We start from the raw sequence: 23246 nt of genomic DNA, 5'->3' as shown, positions 1-23246 counted from the left end.
CTGTGGCGGCGGTGCGGCGGGTCGGTCGGGCCTTTGAACCCTGAGGGTGAGGTACTTCTCGGAGTGCGTCAGGCTCCGGACACCTACGACCCGCAGGCCGGTGCCATGCCTCGGACCGGGCTCGCGGTCGGCAACGGCACGGAGAGGACACCATGGGCAGGATGCGTGCAAAGGGCCCCGAAGGGAGTGGGGCGGCGCGGCTGCCGGCGCGTCTGGCGGTGCTTGCGGCGGTGGGTTCGGTGGCCGTGCTCGTGCTCGCACTGGGAGAGGGCGGGCTCGTCATTGTCGGGGCCGGGCTCTTCGGGCTGGTCGTCTGCGCCGCGGGCGTCTGGTGGTTCGTGGCGCACCGCGGCGCGGTACGGCTGTTCGGGGCGCTCCTCGCGGTCGTGGCACCCGTCGCCGTCCTGGTGCTCTTCGCGCACGACGGTCTGTGGCTGACGGCTCTGGGTCTGTGCCTGTGCTGGGGTGCGGCGGCGGCCTTCGCCCGGGCGGCGCTGCGCAGGTCGCGTCCGGAACGCCCGTGGCGGGCGATCGCTGTGCCCCCGCCGAACCGGCCGGTCCTGATCATGAATCCGAAGTCCGGGGGCGGGAAGGTCGGCCGCTTCGGGCTGGTCGAGCGGGCGGAGGAACTCGGCGCTCGGGTGATCCTGCTCGACCCGTCCGCCCCGGCCGACGTCGCCGCGCTGGCCCGGCGGGCCGTGGCAGAGGGCGCGGACCTGCTCGGCGTCGCGGGCGGCGATGGCACCCAGGCCCTGGTCGCGGCGGTCGCCGCCGAGCACGACCTGCCGTTCCTCGTCGTCTCGGCCGGCACCCGTAACCACTTCGCCATGGACCTGGGCCTCGACCGCTCCGACCCGTCTCGCTGCCTCGACGCGCTGACCGACGGCGAGGAGCTCCGGGTCGACCTCGGCGACGTCGGAGGCCGGGCCTTCGTCAACACCGTGTCCTTCGGGGTGTACGCCGACGTCGTGCAACGGCCCGAGTACCGAGACGACAAGGCGGGCACGGCGCTGTCCCTCATGCCGGACCTGCTGCTCGGCGAAGGGGTGCGACGGCTCGACGCACAGGTCGACGGCACCGTGCTCTCGGCCCAGCAGGCACTGCTGGTCAGCAACAACCCGTACGCCTCACCCGACGAGTTCGGCGCCGGCGGCCGTCGGCCGAGTCTCGACGACGGCGAGCTGGGGGTGCTCGGGATCCGGGTGGAGGACGCGGCGCAGGCCGCCGACCTGGCTGTGCGGGGCACGGGGTCCACAGGGCTGACCGTCATGACCGCACAGCGGGTCGAGGTGACCGCCGGCACGGACGAGATCCCCGTCGCGGTCGACGGCGAGGCGCTGCAGATGCCCACCCCGGTCATGTGCACGTTGCGCCCGGGCGCGCTGCGGGTCCTCGTACCGCGCGACCGTCCGGGCGTGGTCGCACCTGCGCCGGCCATGAACTGGCGACTGATCATCGATCTTGCGCTCGGTCGCAGCGGGCGGACCGAGGACGAGCAGACCCCGGCCTGACGAACGACGAAAGCCGGCCGTGAACGGGGCGCAGCCGACGCGGGACGACACCCTCCACGCGCATCGCCGGCGGACGCACGCGGTGCCGTGGTTTCGTGCTTCGACCTGGCCGGCAGCCGAAGCGCCCGAGGAACTCGTGCATGAATCAGCCACCCTCTCAATACCGAGAACCTGCACGTTCATGCAGTGCCGCTCGTGTTTCCCGGAGCAGTACGGAGTGTCGGCGGTGATCCGGTCGATCGGCAGCAGGGTGCCGTCCAGGATCACGAACGCCTTCGTCGAGGCCGTCTTCATCGCCTCGGCCGAGGTCGGTGCGACGGCGGCCGGCACGTCGACGGCCTCGGGGACGTATCGGTGGACGGTTGCGATCCCGATCCCGAATCCAGCGGCGAGCTGGGCATGGGTGTCGCCGCACCGCAGGTGAGCCGGCGCAAGGAGCGCCTGACGGCCGGCGGTCAGGCGCCGCCGGCGTGTGCCGATCTCCAGCCGCCGGGCGATGAGTTGACCAGTCAGGTACTCAGGGTGCCGGTGGACAGATCTATTGATGACGGGTAGGCAAGCACACGAAGCTCCTGGCGGCACGGGTGATCTTGGTCGAGATACCGTGTACCAGGGGCTTCGTTGCGTCCATGCACTGCTGCCGGCCCTCAACTCCCGTCGCCTGCGGGCAGGCCGGAAGTCGATCTCAGTGGGTTGGGCGCCGCGGGGCGCTGGCCACCCCTGCCTCCCGACCGCTGAGCGAGGCGTCCAGGGTCTCCTGGGCCGTGCGCATCGCCTCGATGTACTTCGGCTCGGACATCCGCTGCCAGGCCAGGTCCGGTGCGATGTGCTCGACCCGGCTCATCACCCACCAAATGTTGCCGAACGGGTCCCGCACTCTGCCGCCGCGATCCCCCCACGCACTGTCAGCAGCCTCGGTGACCACCAGTGCCCCGTGCGCAACAGCAGCAGCCATGGCGGCGTCCGCGTCCGGGACATAGACCCGCAACAGGGAGGGCATCACCGGCCAGTCGGGCCGTCGGTCGAAGGCCAGCACGACCGTGTCGCCCACTCGGATCTCGCCGTGACCGATGGTGCCGTCCTCGACCGGCACCCGTGCAATCTCTTCGCCGTCGAACGCGACGGTGATGAAGTCGAGCAGTGCGCCGGTGTCGTCGGTGACCACCCACGGTGCAACGCTGGTGTAGCCCTCGGGTGCAGTGTGACTCATCGGTGTCGTCCCCTCCTACTGGTTCTTCGTGACGTGACGACACTAGGGATCAACTAGGACAGTTCTGGTCCTAGATGATCCCGGAATCCCGGCGTGGGTACGGGACTCGCCGGCCGGCTGGAGGCGGGCTCCATTGTCGGAAGATGCGAGAGCGAACGGCGTGGGGACCTGAAGCGCGATTGCTTGCCCTCAGAGCCAGTCTCGTCGTTTGAAAATCACGTACAGACTGACACAAACCACGCCCATCAAGCCGACGGCGAAGGGGTATCCGAAGCTCCAGCCCAGCTCCGGCATGTTCTCAAAGTTCATGCCGTAGATAGTTCCTACCAGTGTCGGAGCAAAGAGAATCGCCGCCCATGAAGAGATGCGCTTGATCTCCTCGTTCTGCTCGAAGCCCGCTTCGGCCAGTGCCCGCATCTCCGCGTTCTGCTGCTGGGTCACCTGCGTCGCGTTCACCGTCAGGATGTCCGCGAGGGCCTGGCGGAAGCCGTCGACCCGTTCGCTGGTGTGCGTGACGTGGTCGGCGACGTCCCGCAGGTAGCGCTGGAGTTCCTCGTCCGTGCCGTACTTCGCGAAGCCCGCCATCAGGGCGTGCAGCATGCCGACCAGGGGGCGGGTGGCGCGCTGGAACTCGACCATTTCGCGGGAGAGTTCGTAGATGCGCCGGGACACCTCGGGCGCACCGGTGAACACCTCCGTCTCGATCTCGTCGATGTCCGTCTGGACGCCGGCGACGACCGGGGCGTAGCCGTCCACGACCGCGTCGAGGATCGCGTAGAGCACCGCCTCGGGTCCGAGTTTCAGCAGCTCGGGGGAGTCCTCCATGCGGCGGCGCACACCGGACAGGTCGGGCGCCGCGCCGTGGCGGACGGTGATGACGAAGTCCGCTCCGACGAACACGTGCAGCTCCCCGAACTCGACCTCCTCCGGCGCGTCCAGGTAGCGGGCGGCACGCAGGACGACGAACAGCGTGTCCCCGTACCGCTCCAGCTTCGGCCGCTGATGCGCCTCCAGCGCGTCCTCGACCGCGAGCGGGTGCAGGTCGAACTCGCCTGCCAGGGAAAGGAGTTCGGACTCGGTCGGGCGGGCCAGGCCGATCCATGCCATGCCCTCCGGCTGCTCGCGCAGTTCGCGGAACGTCTCGGCGAGCGTCGCGGGCGACGACACCCGCACTCCGTCCCGGTACAGCCCCGCCTGCACCACGCTGGCCGTCTCCGACGCCGGGTCGGTGGGTGTGGCGGGCGGGGGCGGAGTGGTGTCGGACTCGGGCGGGTTCACCGGCGGCTGTCCGGCGGTGCGGCGCCACATGTACTTCTTCGGTTCCGCTCCGGGGCGGGCCCGCCGCTCTGCCATGTCTCCGCCTTGCGTGTCGAAACGGCTGTCACTTCGGCCACTGTGCAGGATATATGGCCCATATACGGCCGCTGCGGGGTGATCGTCGGTCACCGTGGGGCGGCGCGACGCCCTCACGGACGGGGCCGAGACCGCCGCGCGCACGCTGGGGGTCACAGGCCCGTGCGACATCCGCTTCGGGACCGTACGGCCCGAACAGCGGCAGCCGAAGCGCTGGGCCGACCGTCGGGGATCAGTCCGCGCGGCCCGTCGCCGCGACCGTCACGCCCAGGCCGATCATCGCGAAACCTCCCGTGCCGCCGATCAGTGACAGGCGCCGGTCGGACCGGGCGAACCACGTACGCGCGGCGGACGCCGTCAGGCCCCACAGCGTGTCCGTGACCAGGCCGATCGAGATCGGTATCAGCCCCAACAGGAGCATCTGCGCGGGCACTTGACCAGCCGAGTGGTCCACGAACTGCGGCAGGACCGCCGCGAAGAAGACGATGCCCTTGGGATTGGTGACCCCGACGAGCGCGCCGTCCGCCACCGTTCGCAGATCGCCGCGCGGCGGGCCCTGCGGCCCCCGGATGTCCTCGGCCCGCATCTCTCTGCGGTGCCGGAAAGCCTGCACGCCGAGGAAGACCAGATACGCGGCTCCCGCCAGCTTCACCGCCATGAACACCGCTGCCGAGCGCTCCACCAGGGAACCGATCCCGAGCGCCACGGCCACCACGAGCACGTACGAGCCGATGACATTGCCGAGCGCCGTCGCGACCGCCGTCCGCCGTCCGTGCGCGAGCGCGCGCCCGATCACGAAGAGCACGCTCGGCCCAGGGATCACGATCACGAGGAGCGACATCGCCGCGAAGGCGAGATACCGGTCGGTGGACACCATGTTCCCCAGCATGTCCCGCACGGCCCTTTCCCGTCCATGGAGCACTTGAGGGCGGTGCTCCTGACTCCCGAGGGCATTGCCCTCAAAGAGCGGCTAAGGCAGCAGCCCCGCCCTCCGTGCCGCCACCACCGCTTCCAGGCGCGTGTGCGCGCCCAGTTTCCGCATCGCCGACCGCAGATAGCCCTTGACGGTCTCGGGCCGCAGGCCGAGCCGCTCGGCCGTGACCGCGTTCGTCGCGCCGGTGGCCACGCACGCGAGGACGTCCATTTCGCGTGGCGTGAGGCCCACGTCCCGTACTCGTGGCGGAGCCGTCGCCGAGGCGAGCCGCCCGCACACCGCGAGGAGTTCCTCGCGCAGTGCCGGATCCACGACGCGAGGCGCGAGCGCCCGCAGCGCGCCGTGCGCCTCCCGCACCTCCTCCCACGCCGCCGAACCGACCGCCGCGCCGGCCCCCGAGCCACCCGCGCCAGCAACCGCCCCGGCCACCCCAGGAGCCACCCCGCCGGCCCTCGAGCCGGCGGCCCCCGCTCCCGCCACCGCCGCCAGCAACGCCCGCGCCTCGTCTCGTACCACCAGAGCCTGTTCCACGTCGCGCGCTGCCGCGACCGCCTCGCCCAGCGTGCGGTCGCCCAGCGGCTGGGCGGTGCGCAGCGCCCCGTAGAGGACACCCCGCACCCGGCGCCGTACGACGACGGGGACCGCGAGGACCGAGAGCAGGCCCTCGGCCGAGACCGCCGCGTCGTACTCGTGGCTGATGTGCCGCGAGACCGGGTAGTCCGTGACGGCGCACGGCCGGGACAGGGCGAGTGCCTTGCCGCCCAGGCCGTTGCCCGTCGCGATGGCGAGGCCGCGGAGGGCGCCCGTCACCGCGCCGCTCAGCTCCCCGATGCGCACCGAGCCGGTGCCGCCCGTCATGGGGCCGCCCGTCATGAGTCCGCCGAACGCGACGGGCAGTCCCGTGCCCCGCCGCAGCCGCACCAGAGCGGCATGCATCTCCACCGCGTCGGCCCCGTCTGCGCTCACTCGCCGTGTCCCTCCAGAGAGCGGGTCGTACACCACCCCCGTCCGGGGGTGGTGAGATCTGCGTCACGGATTACACGATGGCAGGCACGGTCCGCAATGAGGAGGACACATGACGACGGCGACCAGCGGTACGGATCCGAGCCCGACCGAGCAGTTCCGCACGGCGAGGGACTTCCTGCTGCGGAACGCGGACGACTACACCACCGCGTACGAGGGCTTCGCCTGGCCGCGCCCCGAGCGGTTCAACTGGGCCCTCGACTGGTTCGACGCCATCGCCGACGGCAACGGGAAGACGGCCCTGCACATCGTCGAGGAGGACGGCCGCGAGGGCCGCTTCACCTTCGACGAGCTGCGCCGCCGCTCGAACCGCGTCGCGAACTGGCTGCGTGGCCAGGGCGTTCGCGCGGGCGACCGGGTCCTCCTGATGCTCGGCAATCAGGCGGAGTTGTGGGAGATCATGCTCGCCGCGATGAAGCTGCGGGCGGTCGTCATCCCCGCGACGCCGCTGCTCGGCCCCGCCGACCTGCGCGACCGCGTCGACCGCGGCCGGGCCCGGCACGTCATCGTGCGGCCCGAGGACGTCGAGAAGTTCACCGAGGTCCCCGGCGACTTCACCCGCACCGTGGTCGGCGCGGGCGCCACGAACGGCTGGCTCTCGTACGAGGACGCCGACGACGCCTCCGAGACGTTCGAGCCCGACGGCGTCACCCTCGCGAAGGACCCGCTCCTCCTGTACTTCACCTCCGGCACGACCGCCCGGCCCAAGCTCGTCGAGCACACCCATGTGTCGTATCCCGTAGGGCACTTGGCGACCATGTTCTGGATCGGTCTGCGTCCCGGCGACGTCCATCTGAACATCTCGTCGCCCGGCTGGGCCAAGCACGCCTGGTCGAACTTCTTCGCGCCGTGGAACGCGGAGGCGACCGTCTTCCTCTACAACTACACGCGCTTCGACGCGGGCCGGCTCATGGAGGTCATGGAGCGCGCGGGCGTCACGTCCTTCTGCGCGCCGCCCACCGTGTGGCGCATGCTCATCCAGGCCGACCTGACGCAGCTCGCGACGCCGCCGCGCGTGGTCGTCGCCGCGGGGGAGCCGCTGAACCCCGAGGTCATCGAGCAGGTGCGGCGGGCCTGGGGCATCACCGTCCGGGACGGGTTCGGGCAGACGGAGACGGCCGTGCAGGTGTCCAACAGCCCAGGTCAGGAGCTGAAGACCGGCTCGATGGGGCGCCCCAGCCCCGGCTACAGGGTGGAGCTGCTGGACCCGGTCACCGGCGAACCCGGCGCGCAGGAGGGTGAGATCAGCCTCGACCTGTCCGAGCGTCCCGTCGGCCTCATGGTCGGCTATCACGGAGACCCCGAGCGCACGGCCGAGGCGATGGCGGGCGGTTACTACCGCACCGGTGACATCGGCTCGCGTGACGCCGACGGCTATCTCACCTACGTCGGCCGGTCGGACGACGTGTTCAAGGCCTCCGACTACAAGATCAGCCCGTTCGAGCTGGAGAGCGCGCTCCTGGAGCACGAGGCGGTCGCCGAGGCGGCGGTCGTGCCCGCCCCCGACGAGCTGCGGCTCGCCGTCCCCAAGGCGTACGTCGTCCTCGCCGAGGGGTACGAACCCGGGCCCGACACGGCGAAGCTGCTGTTCGAGCACTCGCGGGACGTCCTCGCGCCGTACAAGCGCGTCCGGCGCCTGGAGTTCGCCGAGCTGCCCAAGACGGTCTCCGGCAAGATCCGGCGGATCGAGCTGCGCGAGCGCACGGCGCAGGGTTCCACGGCCGAGTACCGCGAGGAGGACTTCCGATGACACGCGAACCCCTCACGACAATCCAGCCCCCGCCCCTCTCGTACGCGCACGGGACGGACCCGGCGCCGCTCCTCGGCGACACGATCGGCCGCAACCTCGACCGTGCCGTGGCCGCCCACCCCGACCGTGACGCACTGGTCGACGTGCCGTCCGGACGGCGCTGGACCTACGCCCAATTCGGCGCGGACGTCGACGAGTTGGCGCGCGGGCTGCTCGCCAGAGGTGTGCTCAAGGGTGACCGGGTCGGGATCTGGGCGGTCAACTGCCCCGAGTGGGTCCTCGTGCAGTACGCGACCGCGCGCATCGGTGCGGTCATGGTGAACATCAACCCTGCCTACCGCGCACACGAGTTGGAGTTCGTGCTCAAGCAGGCGGGCGTCTCCATCCTCGTCGCCTCGACCGAGCACAAGGGCAGCGACTACCGGGCCCTCGTCCGGCAGGTGCGGGAGCGGTGCCCCGAGCTGCGCGAGACGGTCTTCATCGGCGACCACGGATGGGACGCCCTCACGGCGGGCGCGGCAGCGGTGACGAGGGAGCAACTCGACGCCAGGCAGGCTGAATTGAGCTGTGACGACCCGGTCAACATCCAGTACACCTCGGGCACGACCGGCTTCCCGAAGGGCGCTACGCTCTCCCACCACAACATCCTGAACAACGGCTTCTGGGTGGGCGAGACGGTCGGTTACACCGAGCAGGACCGAGTCTGCCTGCCCGTGCCCTTCTACCACTGCTTCGGCATGGTGATGGGAAACCTCGGCGCCACGTCGCACGGCGCCTGCATCGTCATCCCCGCCCCGTCCTTCGACCCCGTCGCCACGCTCCACGCGGTCGAGCGTGAGCGGTGCACGTCGCTGTACGGCGTCCCGACCATGTTCATCGCCGAGCTGAACCTCGCCGACTTCGCGACGTACGACCTGTCGTCGCTGCGGACCGGCATCATGGCGGGCTCGCCGTGCCCCGTCGAGGTCATGAAGCGGGTCGTCGCCGAGATGCACATGGCGGAGGTCTCCATCTGCTACGGCATGACCGAGACGTCGCCCGTCTCCACGCAGACGCGCCGCGACGACGACCTGGAGCGCCGCACCGGCACGGTCGGCCGCGTCCTTCCGCACATCGAGGTCAAGGTCGTCGACCCGGTCAGCGGCGTGACGCTGCCGCGCGGCGAGCCTGGGGAGCTGTGCACGCGCGGCTACAGCGTGATGCTCGGCTACTGGGACGAGCCGGAGAAGACGGCCGAGGTCATCGACCCGGGACGGTGGATGCACACCGGCGACCTGGCGGTCCTGCGCGAGGACGGCTACGTCCAGATCGTCGGCCGTATCAAGGACATGATCATCAGGGGCGGCGAGAACGTCTACCCGCGCGAGATCGAGGAGTTCCTCTACGCCCACCCGAAGGTCGCGGACGTCCAGGTCGTGGGCGTGCCCGACGAGCGGTACGGGGAGGAGGTCCTGGCCTGCGTCATCCTCCGCGACGCCGGGGACACGCTCACCCTGGAGGAACTGCGCGCGTACTGCCACGACCAGCTGGCCCACTACAAGACGCCGACGCGGCTGCGCATCCTCGACGCGTTCCCGATGACGGTGAGCGGCAAGGTCCGCAAGATCGAACTGCGGGAGGGGTACGGGGGCGACGCCGGCTGAGACGTACGGATGTCTGCGGGGCCTCGCCCGGGCGCGGTCGGTCCGGGTGGGGCCCCGTCGTCCTCGTCCTCGTCCCCGTCCCGTGCCCGTCCTCGAGACGGAACCCGGCAGGGCCTACGCCCCGGCAGCTATCAGTTCGTCCGCCGGGTTGTTGACCGGCTGCGGCATGCCCGCCAGGTCGAGGACGAAGAGCGGGACATCGAGTTCGTCGGCGCGGGTGCGCGCGTCCTCGTCGTAGCCCGCGAGTGAGAAGTAGACGCAGACCGCCGACTCCGTCATGCCGGTCAGCCACAGGCACTCCACGTCCCGCAGGGTGGCGGGCCGCACCGACGGCTCGACCTGGGCGACGACGCCGCGGGCCGCGAGGCCGATGCCGGACGAGGGGCGCTGGTCGGCGCGGCGGACGTCCCGGTAGCCGAGCCAGCGCAGATAGAGGGCGACGGCGGTCACGGCGTCGCGCGCCGTGCGGATGGCCACCGGCTGGAACGCGGGGCGCGGGACGGGAGCCGTGGGCGGCAGCGGAATGTGGGCGGGCCCCGGTCGCGTCGTACCGGCCGGATCCGGACCGTCCGCCGTGGGCGGAAGCGCGGGCCCCGGCCAGGTCACGCCGGCCGCCGCGGCGGAGTCCGGCGACGCGTCATGGCTCGGCGCCGGATCGCCCTCGACCGGGATCCGCAGCACCGTGCCGCACGCGCAGCCGAGCTCCGGGCGTGGCCAGCGGTCCCGGCGCCCGCAGGCCCCGCACCGCACGGTCACCCAGTCGTCGAGCCAGGTGCGGTGCGTGACCGGCTCCGCGGGCGCCCCGCGCCGCAGCGGCGCCACGACGGGCGCGCCGCACGAGCACGGATAGACCGGTGGCGCATACACCTGTTCACGCCGGCAGGCGGGGCACCGCACCGGCACGTTCTGAGCCATGACCCACTCCCGGCATCTGCCCTGGGCTCCGCGCCCGGGCTCACGCGATGGCTTCCCGCCCTCGGCGCCCATCGTCCTCCAAACTCCCCGGCCGCGGCAGGCAGTCGGGCGAGATCCCTCCGGATCCCGTCGACGAGAGGCCGTCCCTTGACGGTCGGGGGGTCGCCGCCTACATTGCTTCCATATAGCAGAACCTAATTTCCGCAATGTGGAAATTAGAAGCTGAAGACAGTATGAAGACGACACGGACTCACAGCTCGCCGCGGGGCGCGACGGGAGCGCGAATCCGACAGCCGAAGCAGGAGAACTCAATGGCTCGTATGACCGCTGCCAGCGCGGCAGTTGAGATCCTCAAGCGCGAAGGCGTCACGAACGCGTTCGGCGTGCCGGGTGCCGCCATCAACCCCTTCTACAAGTCCCTCAAGGAGGTCGGCGGCATCAGCCACACGCTGGCCCGCCACGTCGAGGGCGCCTCGCACATGGCCGAGGGCTACACCCGTACGAACCCGGGCAACATCGGGGTCTGCATCGGTACGTCGGGCCCGGCCGGCACCGACATGATCACCGGCCTCTACTCGGCCACCGGTGACTCCATCCCGATCCTGTGCATCACGGGCCAGGCGCCCAGCCACCTCCTGCACAAGGAGGACTTCCAGGCCGTCGACATCGCCTCGATCGCCAAGCCCGTCACCAAGATGGCCGTCACGGTCCTCGAAGCGGCCCAGGTGCCCGGCGTCTTCCAGCAGGCGTTCCACCTGATGCGCTCCGGCCGTCCCGGCCCGGTCCTCATCGACCTGCCGATCGACGTCCAGCAGACCGAGATCGACTTCGATCCGGAGACGTACGAGCCGCTGCCCGTCTACAAGCCGGCCGCGACCCGCGCCCAGATCGAGAAGGCGATCTCCTTCCTCCTGGAGTCCGAGCGCCCGCTGATCGTCGCCGGCGGCGGCATCATCAACGCGGACGCCTCCGACCTCCTGGTCGAGTTCGCCGAGATCACCAACACCCCGGTCGTCCCGACCCTCATGGGCTGGGGCACCATCCCGGACGACCACGACCTGAACGCGGGCATGGTCGGCCAGCAGACCGGCCACCGCTACGGCAACGCCACGTTCCTGGAGTCGGACTTCGTCCTCGGCATCGGCAACCGCTGGGCCAACCGTCACACCGGCTACAAGCTGGACGTGTACCGCGAGGGCCGCAAGTTCGTCCACGTCGACATCGAGCCGACCCAGATCGGCAGGATCTTCGCCCCGGACTACGGGATCGCCTCCGACGCCAAGGCCGCGCTCGAGCTGTTCGTCGAGGTCGCGCGCGAGCTCAAGGCCGCGGGCAAGCTCCCCGACCGCTCCGCGTGGGTCGCCTCCCACCTGGAGCGCAAGGGCACGCTGCACCGCCGCACGCACTTCGACAACGTGCCGATGAAGCCCCAGCGCGTCTACGAGGAGATGAACAAGGCGTTCGGGCCCGACACCCGCTACGTCACCACCATCGGCCTCTCCCAGATCGCCGGCGCGCAGATGCTGCACGTCTACAAGCCGCGCCACTGGATCAACTGCGGCCAGGCGGGCCCGCTCGGCTGGACCATCCCGGCCGCGCTCGGTGTCGCTACCGCCGACCCGGACACCCAGGTCGTCGCGCTCTCCGGTGACTACGACTTCCAGTTCATGGTCGAGGAGCTGGCGGTCGGTGCGCAGCACCGCATCCCGTACGTCCACGTCCTGGTCAACAACGCCTACCTGGGCCTGATCCGCCAGGCGCAGATCGGTCTCGACATCAACTTCCAGGTCAACCTGGAGTTCGAGAACCAGAACAGCCCCGAGCTCGGCGTCTACGGCGTCGACCACGTCAAGGTCGCCGAGGGCCTCGGCTGCAAGGCGATCCGCGTCACAGAGCCCGACCAGCTCCTGCCGGCCTTCGAGGAGGCCAAGAAGCTCGCCGCGCAGTACCGGGTGCCGGTCGTCGTCGAGGCGATCCTGGAGCGCATCACGAACATCTCGATGAGCCCGACGGCCGACATCAGCGCCGTCAAGGAGTTCGAGGAGCTCGCCACCGAGCCCGGCCACGCGCCGACCGCGATCCGGCCGCTGACGGCCTGATCAGGCGCCTGCCGATCCGACAGGGGGCGGTTCACCCGATGGGGGTGGGCCGCCCCTCCGGCATGTCACCGGAACCTGGGTACGACACCGCGCCGACACCCGCCCGCTGCCCCGTGTTGACCGGCGGGCCGCCCCGGAAGGCGACGATCCGGTCATGGAACGACGTAGATTCGCCGCGGGCATCGCGGCAGCGGCCGCCGCCCCCGCCCTGCTCGGCGCGGCCCCCGCCCCCTCGCACGGCGACGACCGGCTGAGGAAGGCCATGCGGGCCGCGCTCGGCGACGAACTCGACGACCTGGCCGCCGCCCGCGCGGTCGAGCCCCACATCCACGACATCGGCTTCGACTGGCACCCGCCGACGGCGCCCCTGGACCGGATCGACTTCCTCGTCGCGTACGGCTTCGGCAACCGGCCGCCGGCCGGGGGCGGCGACCCCACGAAGGTCATGTACGAGCCGGGCCCGGTCAACGAGGAGCTGGCGGACACCGTCGCCCGCGTGCGCGCCCGCCGGGACGTGCCGGTGTACGCGCAGTGGGAGATCGCGCGCTTCCTGAAGTCCAAGTACGGCATGACCCGGGTGACGTCGATCGAGCCGGTCGTCGCGCCGGACGGCACCATCACGTACCTGAGCACGGACGGGGTCGCCGCCCAGGTCGTGGAGGCCCGCAAGAAGCTGCCGGAGGGCATCGGCACGGCGGGCGTCATCGGCTTCCGCGACCACGTCAAGCGCTGCGTGCAGACCACGAACGACCGCGGCATGAAGGCGTACGCCCCCGCCGGCTTCGAGATGCCGGGCACGTACGACCCCGAGTCGGGCCAGGCCTGGACGCGGCGGCGCGACCTCTATCTGGTGCACGACATGACGGCGCAGTGGACGGTGCTGCGCGAGAAGCTGATCGCGCGGGCGGACAGCGGCAAGTCCTGAGCAACGCAAGAACGCCGAGTACGGGACCGTCCGTACTCGGCGTTCTGTGCTTCCCCCGAAGCGAGCCTCCCTTGAGGGGAGAATCCCCTGAAGGGAGCTGTCCCCGAAGGGAGTTGGTGCCGCCCGAAGGCACGCGACTGGCGAAACATGCATGCGTGCCGCCGGGCGGATTCTGTGGTGTGGCCGGTACCGCGGCGGCCTGGGATGAACCCCGGCGGCTGCCCTCCCCTCAGGTCGAGAAGGGGCCGTCAGGATCTTGACCACCGCACTGGCTCGCAGAGCCGCCGCGGACCGTGCCTGTCCGCCTGGGGCGGACCGCCCGCACCGCCGTGTGACCACCCCTCATCCGGGTCTGCACAGTGGCGCGGGCTTCGCGTCCAGGGCCTGACCTCCCGTCAGACCCCGGACGCGGCTCGGGTGCTAGTCCTCGCGCAGGGCGCGGACCGCTTCCTCCACGCGCTTGCCGTACTCGGCGTCGGCGGCGTGGAAGTGAGCCAGGTTCTTCTCGATCACGTCGTCGCGCGAGACCTGCGAGAGGCCGCCGGCGATGTTGGCGATCAGACGGGACTTCTCGTCCTCCGACATCAGGCGGAACAGCTCGCCCGCCTGGAAGAAGTCGTCGTCCTTGGTGTGGGCGGTCGCCTCGTGCGTGCCGGTGTAGCCGGCGACGGCGAGCGGGGCCGACAGCGGGCGGCCGGTCTCGGCGGGCCCGTCGTACGAGTTGGGCTCGTAGTTCTTGCGGTCGCGGCCGTACGCGTTCGACGCCATCAGGCCGTCGCGGCCGTAGTTGTCGGCGTCGGCCGCCTTCGGCGCGTTCACCGCGAGCTGCGTGTGGTTGACGCCCAGGCGGTAACGGTGCGCGTCCGCGTAGGCGAACAGGCGGCCCTGGAGCATCTTGTCCGGGGAGGGGCCGATGCCGGGCACGAAGTTGTTCGGGGAGAACGCGGCCTGCTCGACCTCGGCGAAGACGTTGTCCGGGTTGCGGTCGAGGACCAGGCGGCCCACGCGCTGCAGCGGGTAGTCCTTGTGCGGCCACACCTTCGTGAGGTCGAAGGGGTTGAAGCGGTAGTCGTCCGCCTCGGCGACCGGCATGAGCTGCACGTACAGGGTCCAGGACGGGTTGACGCCGCGCTCGATGGCCTGGAGCAGGTCCGTCTGGTGCGAGTTGGGATCCTTGCCCGCGATCTCGGCGGCCTGCTCGCCGGACAGCGAACGGATGCCCTGGTTCGTCTTGAAGTGGTACTTGACGAAGAAGGCCTCGCCCTCGGCGTTCGTCCACTGGTAGGTGTGCGAGCCGTAGCCGTTCATGTGGCGGTACGAGGCCGGGATGCCGCGGTCGCCCATCAGCCAGGTGATCTGGTGCGTGGCCTCGGGGGCGTGCGCCCAGAAGTCCCAGACGTTGTCCGCCTCCTGCTTGCCCGTGAAGGGGTCGCGCTTCTGGGAGTGGATGAAGTCGGGGAACTTGATCGGGTCCTTGATGAAGAACACCGGGGTGTTGTTGCCGACGAGGTCGTAGTTGCCCTCTTCGGTGTAGAACTTCAGCGCGAAGCCGCGCGGGTCGCGGACCGCGTCCGCGCCGCCGAGGTTGTCCGCGACGGTGGAGAAGCGGATGAACGTCTCGGTGCGCTTGCCGACCGTGCTGAGGAAGTCGGCGTGGGTGAAGCCGGTGACGTCGTCCGTCACCTCGAAGTAGCCGTACGCGCCGGAACCGCGCGCGTGGACGACACGCTCCGGGATGCGCTCACGGTTGAAGCGAGCGAGCTTCTCGAGGAGGTGCTGGTCCTGGAGGAGAAGCGGGCCACCGACGCCGGCGGTGGCGGAATTCTGGTTGTCGGCGACAGGAGCGCCGGACTCGGTCGTGAGCACACGCTTCGACATGGTGGCGAGGGTGACCTTCCGTACGGAACTGCTGGGACTGCTGACGGTGAACCGGAGCGTAAGAGGCTCTGAACAGCTACGTCAACAGTTTGTTGAAGTTATGGTCAACAGTTTGTTGAAGTGAAAGGCATGGTTCCGGGCCGTGGCGACGCCTGGGCGCGACAGGACAGGTGTCAGCGCCGCCACGGCCCGGAAGTCCGGGGGGTCAGACCTGCTGACCGGAGAGGCGCTCGACGCCGCGCAGCAGCGCGGAGTGGTCGAGGCCGCCGTCGCCCTGGGCGCGCAGGGAGGCGACGAGCTGGGCGACCACACCGCCGACGGGCAGGGCGGCGCCCACGTTGCGGGCGGCGTCGGTGACGATGCCCATGTCCTTGTGGTGCAGGTCGATCCGGAAGCCGGGCTTGAAGTCCCGGTTCAGGAAGTTGTCCTTCTTGCGGGTCAGGACGGTCGAGCCGGCCAGGCCGCCGTTGAGGACGTCGAGCGCGGCCGCCAGGTCCACGCCGGACTTCTCCAGGAAGACCACGGCCTCGGCGCACGCCTGGATGTTCACGGCGACGATCAGCTGGTTGGCGGCCTTCACGGTCTGGCCCGAGCCGTGCGGACCGCACAGCACGATGGTCTTGCCGAGGGCGTCGAGGAGCGGCTTGGCCTCGTCGAAGTCGGCCTGCTCACCGCCGACCATGATCGACAGAACGGCCTCGATCGCGCCGGCCTCGCCACCGGAGACCGGGGCGTCGATGACGCGGATGCCCTTGCCCTTGGCGGCCTTCGCGAGGTCCACCGAGGTCTGCGGCGTGATCGACGACATGTCGACGATCAGCGCGCCGGACCTCGCGTTCTCGAGGATGCCGTTCTCGCCGTACGCGATGGCCTCGACCTGCGGAGAGGCGGGCACCATCGTGACGATGACGTCGGCGTCCTTGACGGCCTCGGCGATCGAGCCGGCCGCGGTGCCGCCGGCGGCCGCGAGCCGCTCCAGCTTGTCCTTCTCGAGGGTGAAGCCGGTCACCGAGTAACCAGCCTTGATCAGGTTCTCGGACATGGGGGAGCCCATGATGCCGAGTCCGATCCACGCGATCTTGGGGAGGTTGCTCATGAGGGTGCCTCTCTGACTGCGGTCGTACGTAGGTGAGTTGGCGTGCTTCGGGACGCTCAGCGCGCGGCGCGGGCCGCGGCGGGCAGCCAGTCGAAGGCCTCGGCGCTCGGCTTGTCGCCGGGCTTGTACTCCAGGCCGACGTAGCCCTCGTAGCCCGCCTTCGCCAGCTGGTCGAGCAGTTCCTCGAGCGGCAGCGAACCGGTGCCGGGGGCGCCGCGGCCCGGGTTGTCGGCGATCTGCACGTGGCCGGTCTTCGCGGTGTACTGCTCGATCACCGTGGGCAGGTCCTCGCCGTTCATGGACAGGTGGTACAGGTCCATGAGGAACTTGGCGTTGCCGAGGCCCGTGGCGGCGTTCACCTTGTCCACGATCTCGATCGCCTTGGGGGCGCTCACGATCGGGCACAGCGGCGACTCGGGCTTGTTCAGCGCCTCGATCAGGAGGATCGCACCGACGCGGTCGGCGGCGCGGGCCGCGAGCGCGAGGTTCTCCAGGGCGAGCTCGTCCTGCACGGCCGGGTCCACGCCGTCGACGCGGTTGCCGTACAGCGCGTTGAGCGCCTTGCAGCCGAGGGACCGGGCGAAGTCCGCCGCGATGTCGATGTTCGCGCGGAACTTGTCGCTCTCCTCGGGGACCGACAGGGCGCCGCGGTCGGGGCCCGGCAGCTGTCCGGCGTAGAAGTTGAGCCCGGTGAGCTGTACGCCCGCGTCCTCGATCGCCTTCTTGAGGGCGTCGAGCTCGGACTGCTCGGGGGTGGAGGCGTCGACCCAGGGCCACCACAGCTCGACCGCGGTGAAGCCCGCCGCGGCGGCGGCCGCGGGGCGCTCCAGGAGCGGGAGTTCCGTGAAGAGGATCGACAGGTTGACGTTGAAGCGCTGGTCTGCGGCTGTGCCCATCGAAAAGCTCGGCATGGGGGTCGGCGCTCCCTTCCGTATCGAGATCCGTACGGCACTCGGTGTCGAGTTCCGTATAGCGGAAGTTTGTTTCTGCTTGATGGAAGACTGCCGGGGATGCTTCGCTCTTGTCAAGAGGGGCTGCCGGAAAAACAGTTCGCGGCAGTAGGTTGACCCCGTGCGATTGAGAGTGGAGTTCACGACCGAGCCCTTCGACCTCGACGAGGCGCCGCCCCACGCGGTCGTCGCCCGCGACGTCATCCAGAAGGCCGAACTGGACGCGGTGGATGTCGGACCCTTCGGCAACACCGCCGAAGGGGAGGCGGACGCCGTGCTCGGCGCGGTGGACGCGCTGCTGCGCCAGGCCCTGGCGGCCGGCGCCACTCGCGTCTCGCTCCAGGTCAATGTGATGGGGGAGGGCGATAAGTGACCGCTACAGGAGACGTCCCCTTCGTCAGCGCGGTGAAGCCGCTGGTGGACGCCATGGGGGGCGAGATGCTGCCGCCGCAGGAGGCGGGCAAGGACGATGTCGTCCTGCACTGGGAGGGCCGCGAGGTCATCGCCGTACGGCTGCCCCAGCTGGCCGACTCCCTGGATCACATCCTGGTGGCCATGGAGCGCGGACAGGGCATGCCCCTGTCGGCCCTCGACCGCAAGGCCAAGCAGGAGGTCGTACGGATACTGGAGGCACGAGGTGCCTTCTCTGTGCGGCACGGAGTGGAGACCGTGGCCGGGGCGCTCGGGGTGTCCAGGTTCACCGTCTACAACTACCTGAACAGGGAAAACGCGGCCAAGGGGGAGTAGGTCGCCCCCTAGCACGCCAAGGTGTCGAACCAGCCGCCGTCCGGATACCGGGCGGCGGTTTTTGTAACTCCAAGTTTTCAACAAAGTGTTGACGTGGTGTTTCGGAGGGCGTTAGCTATCCGCAGCCCGTCCAGCACAAGGCCACGGAGGCTTCCCGTGACTTCACGTCCGATGCCGGGGCTTTCCCGGTTCAACACGCTTCAGGAGAACGCGGCCGCCGCCGCCCTCCACGAGGTGTGTGCCAGCTCGGCGTGGGGGAGCAAGCTCCTCGCCCAGCGCCCCTTCGAAACCGCGGAGGAACTCTTCGCCGCGAGCGACGCCGCAATGGCCGAGCTCGGCGCGGAGGATCTCGCCGAGGCGATGGCGGGGCACCCCCCGATCGGCCGCCCGAAGCCGGGTGACCCGACCTCGTCCCGCGAGCAGCGGGGCATGGCCGGCGCCTCCGAGGAGCTCAAGGCCGAGATGCTCGAACTGAACCTGGCATACCAGGAGCGGTTCGGTCATGTCTTCCTGATCTGCGCCACCGGGGCGACCGGCGAGCAGATGCGCGACGCGATGAAGGCCAGGATCGGGAACGACACCGGGGCGGAGCGCGAGATCGTGCGCACCGAACTGGGGAAGATCAACCGTATCCGCCTGACCCGCCTCGCCGAAGAAGACGTAGAAGTGGAAGAGGACAAGGACTGATGAGCACCGCGACCACCGCGTCGGTGTCGACGCACATTCTCGACACCAGCATCGGACGCCCCGCCGAGGGCGTCGCCATCTCGCTCGCCGCCCGCTCGGGCAGCGACGCCGAGTGGGTGGCGCTCGGCGGCTCCGCGACCGACGCGGACGGGCGCTGCAAGGACCTGCCGGCGCTGCCGGAGGGCACCACCCACGTACGGCTCGACTTCGCCGTCGAGACGTACTTCACGCATCAAATCAGCACAGTGAAGCAAGCCGAGGCGCAGCAGGACGCCCCCCGCGTAAGGGACAGCGGTGCGTTCTTCCCGGAGGTGGCGATCACGTTCGCCGTCAAGCCGGGCGAGCACTATCACGTACCGCTGCTGCTCAACCCGTTCGGCTACTCCGTTTACCGAGGGAGCTAGCAGACATGCCCACGATTCTCGGCCAGAACCAGTACGGCAAAGCAGAGAACCGCGTCGTCAAGATCACGCGGGACGGCGCCACCCACCACATCAAGGACCTGAACGTCTCCGTCGCCCTCTCCGGCGACCTCGACGACGTCCACTACAACGGCTCGAACGCCAACTGCCTTCCGACGGACACGACGAAGAACACCTGCTTCGCGTTCGCCAAGGAATACGGCATCGAGTCGGCCGAGCAGTACGGCATCCACCTCGCCCGGCACTTCGTGGACAGCCAGCCGTCCATCCACCGCGCGCGCATCCGCATCGAGGAATACTCCTGGGAGCGCATCGCCGGCTCCGACGGCAACTCCAAGTTCATCGGCGCCGACGAGGTCAAGCACTCCTTCGTCCGTAAGGGCCAGGAGACCCGCCTCGCCCAGATCACGTACTCCGCCGAAGGTGACGGGGGGGCGAAGTTCGAAGTCCTGTCCGGGCTCAAGGACCTGACCGTGATGAACTCCACGAACTCCGAGTTCTGGGGCTACATCAAGGACAAGTACACGACGCTCCAGGAGGACTACGACCGCATCCTCGCCACGTCCCTGTCGACGTGGTGGCGGCACAACTGGACCTCCGACGAGCAGCGCATGCCGCAGTGGGAGAAGTCCTACGAGCAGTCCAAGAAGCACATCCTCCAGGCGTTCGTGGAGACGTACTCGCTCTCGCTCCAGCAGACGCTGTACCAAATGGGTTCGCGGGTCATCAACAACCGCAGCGAGATCGACGAGATCCGCTTCTCCGCGCCCAACAAGCACCACTTCCGGCAGGATCTCTCCGCCTTCGGCCTGGAGAACGATGCCAAGGACGGCGCCGTGTACTACGCGGCCGACCGCCCCTACGGCCTGATCGAGGCCACCATCCTGCGCGACGGCTGCGAGCCGCACATCCCGGTCGACATGACCAACCTCTGACGCGGGGCGCGCACCCCCCGCCCGCCCGCAGTCGGGCGGGGGGTGCGCCACACCGGAGGGACCAGCAATGGCAACGCCTGCAAATGGGCCGGCAGAAGGCCCGTGTTCCACCCCACCGGCAGGACTTGAGGTCCACCCGGTGGACGAAAAGCTTCCCCCCTCGCGGCTCGTCCCCGCGGCACTCCAGCACATCGCCGCGATGTACGCGGGCGTGGTCACGCCCCCGCTCATCATCGGTCAGGCCGTCCACCTCGGCACGGCGGGCCAGACCCGGCTCATCGCCGCCAGCCTGCTCATCGCGGGCGTGGCCACCCTCCTGCAGACCCTCGGCGTCAAGGGCCTCGTCGGCAACCGGCTGCCCTTCGTCAACGCCGCATCCTCGGCCGGCATCGCGCCGATGCTCGCCATCGCCGAGACGAACGCCCGGGGCGACCAACTCCCCGCCATCTACGGTGCGGTGATGGTCGCCGGCGTCTTCTGTCTCGCGATCGGCCCGTTCTTCGGCAGGCTCCTGCGCTTCTTCCCGCCGCTCGTCACGGGCGTCGTCATCACCCTCATCGGGGTGACCCTGATGCCGGTCCCGGTCGCCTGGGCGCAGGGCGGCGACAAGACCGCCGCCGACTTCGGCGACATGAAGTACCTGGGACTCGCCGCCTTCACGCTCGTCGTCATCCTGATGATCCAGCGCTTCGGGCGCGGCTTCGTCAAGCAAGTCGCCCTGCTTCTGGGCCTGTTGATCGGCACGATGGCCGCGATCCCGTTCGGCATGGCGGACTTCGGCGCCCTCAGGTCGGCCCCGGTCGCCGCACTGCCCACGCCGTTCGCGTTCGGCACGCCCGAGTTCCAGCCCGCCGCGATCATCTCGCTCTGCCTGGTGATGCTCGTCCTGATGACGGAGTCCAGCGCCGGAATGCTCGCCATCGGCGAGATCTGCGACCGCGAGACCAGCGGCAGGACCATCACCCGCGGCCTGCGCACCGACGGCCTCGCCACGCTCCTCGGCCCCGTCTTCGGCGGCTTCCCCACCTCGGCCTTCGCCCAGAACGTCGGTGTCGTCTCGCTGACGAAGGTGCGCAGCCGCTACGTGGTGGCCGCAGCGGGAGGCGCGCTCCTGGTCCTCGGCGCCTTCCCGGTGCTCGGCGCGGTGGTCTCCACGGTGCCGATGCCGGTCCTGGGTGGCGCGGGCATCGTCCTCTTCGGCTCCATCGCCGTCAGCGGCATCCGCACGCTGTCGGAGGCCGGCCTCGACGACAGCTCGAACATCATCCTGGTCGCCGTCTCGCTCGGCGCGGGCATCATCCCGCTCGCCGCGCCCACCTTCTACGCCGAATTCCCGGCCTGGGCACAGACCGTGCTCGGCTCCGGCATCAGCGCGGGCGCCCTGGTCGCCGTATCGCTGAACCTTTTCTTTCACCATCTCGGCACCCGCGGCCGCGCCACCGCCGCCGCGGCACTCAAATCCTCCTAGGGTCCTGCCGTGCCCAATCGCCACTCATCCATGAAGGAAGCACCATGGCACCTTCGGCAGTCCCTTCCCGCATCGTCATCGAGAACGCGGCCATCGCGACCGTCGACGCCAACGACACCGAGTACGCCTCGGGCTACGTGGTCGTCGCCGACAACAAGATCGAGTCCATCGGCGCCGGCCAGGCCCCCGCGGGCCTGGAGAACGTCGTGCGCCGCGTCGACGGCACCGGCCACCTCGTCACGCCCGGCCTGATCAATACGCACCACCACTTCTACCAGTGGATCACCCGGGGCCTGGCCACGGACCACAACCTGTTCAACTGGCTGGTCGCGCTGTACCCGACGTGGGCGCGCATCGACGAGCAGATGGCCCGCGTCGCCGCGCAGGGCTCGCTCGCGATGATGGCCCGCGGCGGTGTGACCACCGCGATGGACCACCACTACGTGTACCCGAAGGGCTCCGGCGACCTGTCCGGCGCCATCATCGGCGCCGCCTCCGACATGGGTGTCCGCTTCACGCTCGCCCGCGGCTCCATGGACCGCTCCGAGAAGGACGGCGGTCTGCCGCCGGACTTCGCGGTCGAGACTCTCGAGGGCGCGCTCGCGGCCACCGAGGAGACCGTCGACAAGCACCACGACGCCGCCTTCGGAGCGATGACCCAGGTGGCCGTCGCCCCCTGTTCGCCGTTCTCCGTGTCCACCGAACTCATGAAGCAGGGCGCCGAGTTGGCGCGCCGGCTCGGGGTAAGGCTGCACACCCACGGCAGCGAGACGGTCGAGGAGGAGAAGTTCTGCCACGAGCTCTTCGGCTTGGGCCCGACCGACTACTTCGAGTCGACGGGCTGGCTCGGTGAGGACGTGTGGATGGCGCACTGCGTCCACATGAACGACTCGGACATCGCCGCCTTCGCCCGCACGGGCACGGGTGTCGCGCACTGCCCGTCGTCCAACGCCCGTCTGGCGGCCGGCATCGCCCGTGTCCCGGACATGCTCAAGGCCGGCGTTCCGGTCGGCCTCGGCGTCGACGGCACCGCGTCCAACGAGTCGGGCGAGCTGCACACCGAACTGCGCAACGCGCTCCTCATCAACCGTCTCGGCGCCCACCGCGAGGCCGCCCTGAACGCCCGTCAGGCGCTCAGGCTCGGCACCGCCGGCGGTGCCCGGGTCCTGGGCCGCGCCGCCGAGATCGGCTCCCTGGAGGCGGGCAAGCTCGCCGACCTGGTCCTGTGGAAGATCGACGGCATCGGGCACTCCTCGATCGCCGACCCGGTCACCGCCATCGTCTTCGGCGCGGCGGCCCCGGTCACCCTCTCCCTCGTCAACGGAAAGCCGGTCGTCGAGGACGGACGCCTGCTGCACGCCGACGAGGACGCCATCGCCCGCGATGCGCGTCAGGAGGCACAGCGCCTCGCGCGGATCACCGCCGAGGCCTGACAACCCTAGAACTCCGGTCGGGGGGGACGGCCCCCGACCGGACTTGAGCTGCCGAGCGGGCTGCTCAAGTGCCGCCCCGGATCGTGGCCCGACACTTCACGATCCCGGGGCGGTCAGCACTACCTGGGCGCAGTACCCACAACCGAATACCGGCAAGTCCTTGCACGTCGTACCACCTCCAAGAAGCAAGTGCCGCCCAGGCACTGGAAAACAACCGGAGGAGCCGCTGTGGCCATCAAGCCCAGGTTCACCAAGCAAGGCACCACC

At 69.9% G+C, this 23246-nt stretch carries 20 protein-coding genes and 1 pseudogene; 12 read left to right on the top strand and 9 right to left on the bottom strand.

Annotation, left to right across the window (positions count from 1 at the left end; translation table 11 throughout):
• Positions 1-161: 161 nt before the first annotated feature.
• Positions 162-1511, top strand: coding sequence for a diacylglycerol/lipid kinase family protein (locus tag ACWFR4_RS06665; RefSeq protein ID WP_453651182.1), 1350 nt, complete (start codon positions 162-164; stop codon positions 1509-1511).
• A gap of 165 nt (positions 1512-1676) precedes the next feature.
• Here the strand turns inward: ACWFR4_RS06665 and ACWFR4_RS06660 are convergent.
• The 5 genes and pseudogenes from ACWFR4_RS06660 to ACWFR4_RS06640 form a co-directional block, all read right to left on the bottom strand.
• A pseudogene (locus ACWFR4_RS06660) lies at positions 1677-2074 on the bottom strand (helix-turn-helix domain-containing protein); the annotation flags it as partial.
• A 122-nt stretch (positions 2075-2196) separates the two neighbouring features.
• Positions 2197-2721 carry a VOC family protein gene (locus ACWFR4_RS06655; protein WP_453464224.1) on the bottom strand — a complete coding sequence of 175 codons (525 nt, stop codon included), beginning with the start codon at positions 2719-2721 and terminating at the stop codon, positions 2197-2199.
• Positions 2722-2910: 189 nt separating this feature from the next.
• Entirely contained in the window at positions 2911-4074 is a 1164-nt protein-coding gene (locus ACWFR4_RS06650; RefSeq protein ID WP_453464221.1) for a magnesium and cobalt transport protein CorA, read from the bottom strand.
• A 232-nt stretch (positions 4075-4306) separates the two neighbouring features.
• Positions 4307-4951, bottom strand: coding sequence for a LysE family translocator (locus ACWFR4_RS06645; RefSeq protein WP_453651180.1), 645 nt, complete (start codon positions 4949-4951; stop codon positions 4307-4309).
• Positions 4952-5044: 93 nt separating this feature from the next.
• Positions 5045-5974, bottom strand: coding sequence for a response regulator transcription factor (locus tag ACWFR4_RS06640; RefSeq protein ID WP_453651178.1), 930 nt, complete (start codon positions 5972-5974; stop codon positions 5045-5047).
• Positions 5975-6083: 109 nt separating this feature from the next.
• On the opposite strand from ACWFR4_RS06640, the gene ACWFR4_RS06635 reads away from it, so the two are divergent.
• Positions 6084-7781 (top strand): AMP-binding protein, encoded by a 1698-nt coding sequence (locus ACWFR4_RS06635; protein ID WP_453651176.1) that lies wholly within the window; start codon positions 6084-6086, stop codon positions 7779-7781.
• On the top strand, positions 7778-9424 hold the full coding sequence (locus tag ACWFR4_RS06630) for an AMP-binding protein (RefSeq protein WP_453651174.1): 1647 nt from the start codon (positions 7778-7780) through the stop codon (positions 9422-9424). Before ACWFR4_RS06635 ends, ACWFR4_RS06630 begins: the two co-directional genes overlap by 4 nt.
• A 114-nt stretch (positions 9425-9538) precedes the next feature.
• Here the strand turns inward: ACWFR4_RS06630 and ACWFR4_RS06625 are convergent, their stop codons facing one another.
• The gene (locus ACWFR4_RS06625) at positions 9539-10339 is read right to left on the bottom strand and encodes a hypothetical protein (protein ID WP_453651172.1); all 801 of its coding nucleotides are present in this window, start codon (positions 10337-10339) and stop codon (positions 9539-9541) included.
• Positions 10340-10650: 311 nt separating this feature from the next.
• On the opposite strand from ACWFR4_RS06625, the gene gcl reads away from it, so the two are divergent.
• Together gcl and ACWFR4_RS06615 are read left to right on the top strand one after the other, a co-directional pair.
• The gene (gene gcl / locus ACWFR4_RS06620; protein WP_453651170.1) at positions 10651-12438 is read left to right on the top strand and encodes a glyoxylate carboligase; all 1788 of its coding nucleotides are present in this window, start codon (positions 10651-10653) and stop codon (positions 12436-12438) included.
• A 154-nt stretch (positions 12439-12592) separates the two neighbouring features.
• Entirely contained in the window at positions 12593-13363 is a 771-nt protein-coding gene (locus ACWFR4_RS06615; protein ID WP_453467330.1) for a hypothetical protein, read from the top strand.
• A 420-nt stretch (positions 13364-13783) separates the two neighbouring features.
• On the opposite strand, the gene ACWFR4_RS06610 is transcribed toward ACWFR4_RS06615, so the two are convergent.
• The 3 genes from ACWFR4_RS06610 to ACWFR4_RS06600 all read right to left on the bottom strand — a co-directional run bounded on the left by ACWFR4_RS06610 (position 13784) and on the right by ACWFR4_RS06600 (position 17248).
• Entirely contained in the window at positions 13784-15241 is a 1458-nt protein-coding gene (locus ACWFR4_RS06610) for a catalase (protein WP_453467328.1), read from the bottom strand.
• Positions 15242-15446: 205 nt separating this feature from the next.
• The gene (locus tag ACWFR4_RS06605; RefSeq protein WP_453651168.1) at positions 15447-16337 is read right to left on the bottom strand and encodes a 2-hydroxy-3-oxopropionate reductase; all 891 of its coding nucleotides are present in this window, start codon (positions 16335-16337) and stop codon (positions 15447-15449) included.
• Positions 16338-16393: 56 nt separating this feature from the next.
• Positions 16394-17248, bottom strand: a complete 855-nt coding sequence (locus tag ACWFR4_RS06600; RefSeq protein ID WP_453651166.1) for a TIM barrel protein — start codon at positions 17246-17248, stop codon at positions 16394-16396.
• Positions 17249-17408: 160 nt separating this feature from the next.
• Between ACWFR4_RS06600 and ACWFR4_RS06595 the strand changes: the two genes are divergently transcribed.
• The 7 genes from ACWFR4_RS06595 (at position 17409) to ACWFR4_RS06565 (ending at position 22979) form a co-directional block, all read left to right on the top strand.
• Positions 17409-17660 (top strand): hypothetical protein, encoded by a 252-nt coding sequence (locus ACWFR4_RS06595; protein ID WP_100591422.1) that lies wholly within the window; start codon positions 17409-17411, stop codon positions 17658-17660.
• A complete protein-coding gene (locus ACWFR4_RS06590) occupies positions 17657-18034 on the top strand; it encodes a helix-turn-helix domain-containing protein (RefSeq protein WP_266675213.1) in 378 nt (125 codons plus the stop codon). The genes ACWFR4_RS06595 and ACWFR4_RS06590 overlap by 4 nt, the downstream gene beginning before the upstream one ends.
• 156 nt (positions 18035-18190) lie before the next feature.
• Positions 18191-18721, top strand: coding sequence for a 2-oxo-4-hydroxy-4-carboxy-5-ureidoimidazoline decarboxylase (gene uraD, locus ACWFR4_RS06585; protein WP_453467322.1), 531 nt, complete (start codon positions 18191-18193; stop codon positions 18719-18721).
• On the top strand, positions 18721-19125 hold the full coding sequence (gene uraH, locus ACWFR4_RS06580; protein ID WP_326710423.1) for a hydroxyisourate hydrolase: 405 nt from the start codon (positions 18721-18723) through the stop codon (positions 19123-19125). Before uraD ends, uraH begins: the two co-directional genes overlap by 1 nt.
• Before the next feature lie 5 nt (positions 19126-19130).
• Complete coding sequence (gene pucL / locus ACWFR4_RS06575) at positions 19131-20078, top strand: factor-independent urate hydroxylase (protein WP_453651164.1); 948 nt, start codon at positions 19131-19133, stop codon at positions 20076-20078.
• A 67-nt stretch (positions 20079-20145) separates the two neighbouring features.
• The gene (locus ACWFR4_RS06570; RefSeq protein ID WP_453463318.1) at positions 20146-21546 is read left to right on the top strand and encodes a nucleobase:cation symporter-2 family protein; all 1401 of its coding nucleotides are present in this window, start codon (positions 20146-20148) and stop codon (positions 21544-21546) included.
• Positions 21547-21590: 44 nt separating this feature from the next.
• Complete coding sequence (locus tag ACWFR4_RS06565) at positions 21591-22979, top strand: 8-oxoguanine deaminase (protein WP_453651162.1); 1389 nt, start codon at positions 21591-21593, stop codon at positions 22977-22979.
• The last annotated feature ends 267 nt before the right edge of the window (positions 22980-23246 follow it).

This window comes from Streptomyces sp. NPDC055140 (assembly GCF_053607285.1).
Note: the sequence above shows the minus strand (reverse complement) of the source record. Positions and strands in the feature narration are given on the sequence as shown.

Coding starts and splice junctions, on each gene's coding strand:
- ACWFR4_RS06665 (WP_453651182.1), top strand. CDS start 162: ATGCGTGCAAAGGGCCCCGAAGGGAGTGGGGCGGCGCGGCTGCCGGCG.
- ACWFR4_RS06655 (WP_453464224.1), bottom strand. CDS start 2,721: ATGAGTCACACTGCACCCGAGGGCTACACCAGCGTTGCACCGTGGGTG.
- ACWFR4_RS06650 (WP_453464221.1), bottom strand. CDS start 4,074: ATGGCAGAGCGGCGGGCCCGCCCCGGAGCGGAACCGAAGAAGTACATG.
- ACWFR4_RS06645 (WP_453651180.1), bottom strand. CDS start 4,951: ATGGTGTCCACCGACCGGTATCTCGCCTTCGCGGCGATGTCGCTCCTC.
- ACWFR4_RS06635 (WP_453651176.1), top strand. CDS start 6,084: ATGACGACGGCGACCAGCGGTACGGATCCGAGCCCGACCGAGCAGTTC.
- ACWFR4_RS06630 (WP_453651174.1), top strand. CDS start 7,778: ATGACACGCGAACCCCTCACGACAATCCAGCCCCCGCCCCTCTCGTAC.
- ACWFR4_RS06625 (WP_453651172.1), bottom strand. CDS start 10,339: ATGGCTCAGAACGTGCCGGTGCGGTGCCCCGCCTGCCGGCGTGAACAG.
- gcl (WP_453651170.1), top strand. CDS start 10,651: ATGGCTCGTATGACCGCTGCCAGCGCGGCAGTTGAGATCCTCAAGCGC.
- ACWFR4_RS06615 (WP_453467330.1), top strand. CDS start 12,593: ATGGAACGACGTAGATTCGCCGCGGGCATCGCGGCAGCGGCCGCCGCC.
- ACWFR4_RS06610 (WP_453467328.1), bottom strand. CDS start 15,241: ATGTCGAAGCGTGTGCTCACGACCGAGTCCGGCGCTCCTGTCGCCGAC.
- ACWFR4_RS06605 (WP_453651168.1), bottom strand. CDS start 16,337: ATGAGCAACCTCCCCAAGATCGCGTGGATCGGACTCGGCATCATGGGC.
- ACWFR4_RS06600 (WP_453651166.1), bottom strand. CDS start 17,248: ATGCCGAGCTTTTCGATGGGCACAGCCGCAGACCAGCGCTTCAACGTC.
- uraH (WP_326710423.1), top strand. CDS start 18,721: ATGAGCACCGCGACCACCGCGTCGGTGTCGACGCACATTCTCGACACC.
- pucL (WP_453651164.1), top strand. CDS start 19,131: ATGCCCACGATTCTCGGCCAGAACCAGTACGGCAAAGCAGAGAACCGC.
- ACWFR4_RS06570 (WP_453463318.1), top strand. CDS start 20,146: ATGGCAACGCCTGCAAATGGGCCGGCAGAAGGCCCGTGTTCCACCCCA.
- ACWFR4_RS06565 (WP_453651162.1), top strand. CDS start 21,591: ATGGCACCTTCGGCAGTCCCTTCCCGCATCGTCATCGAGAACGCGGCC.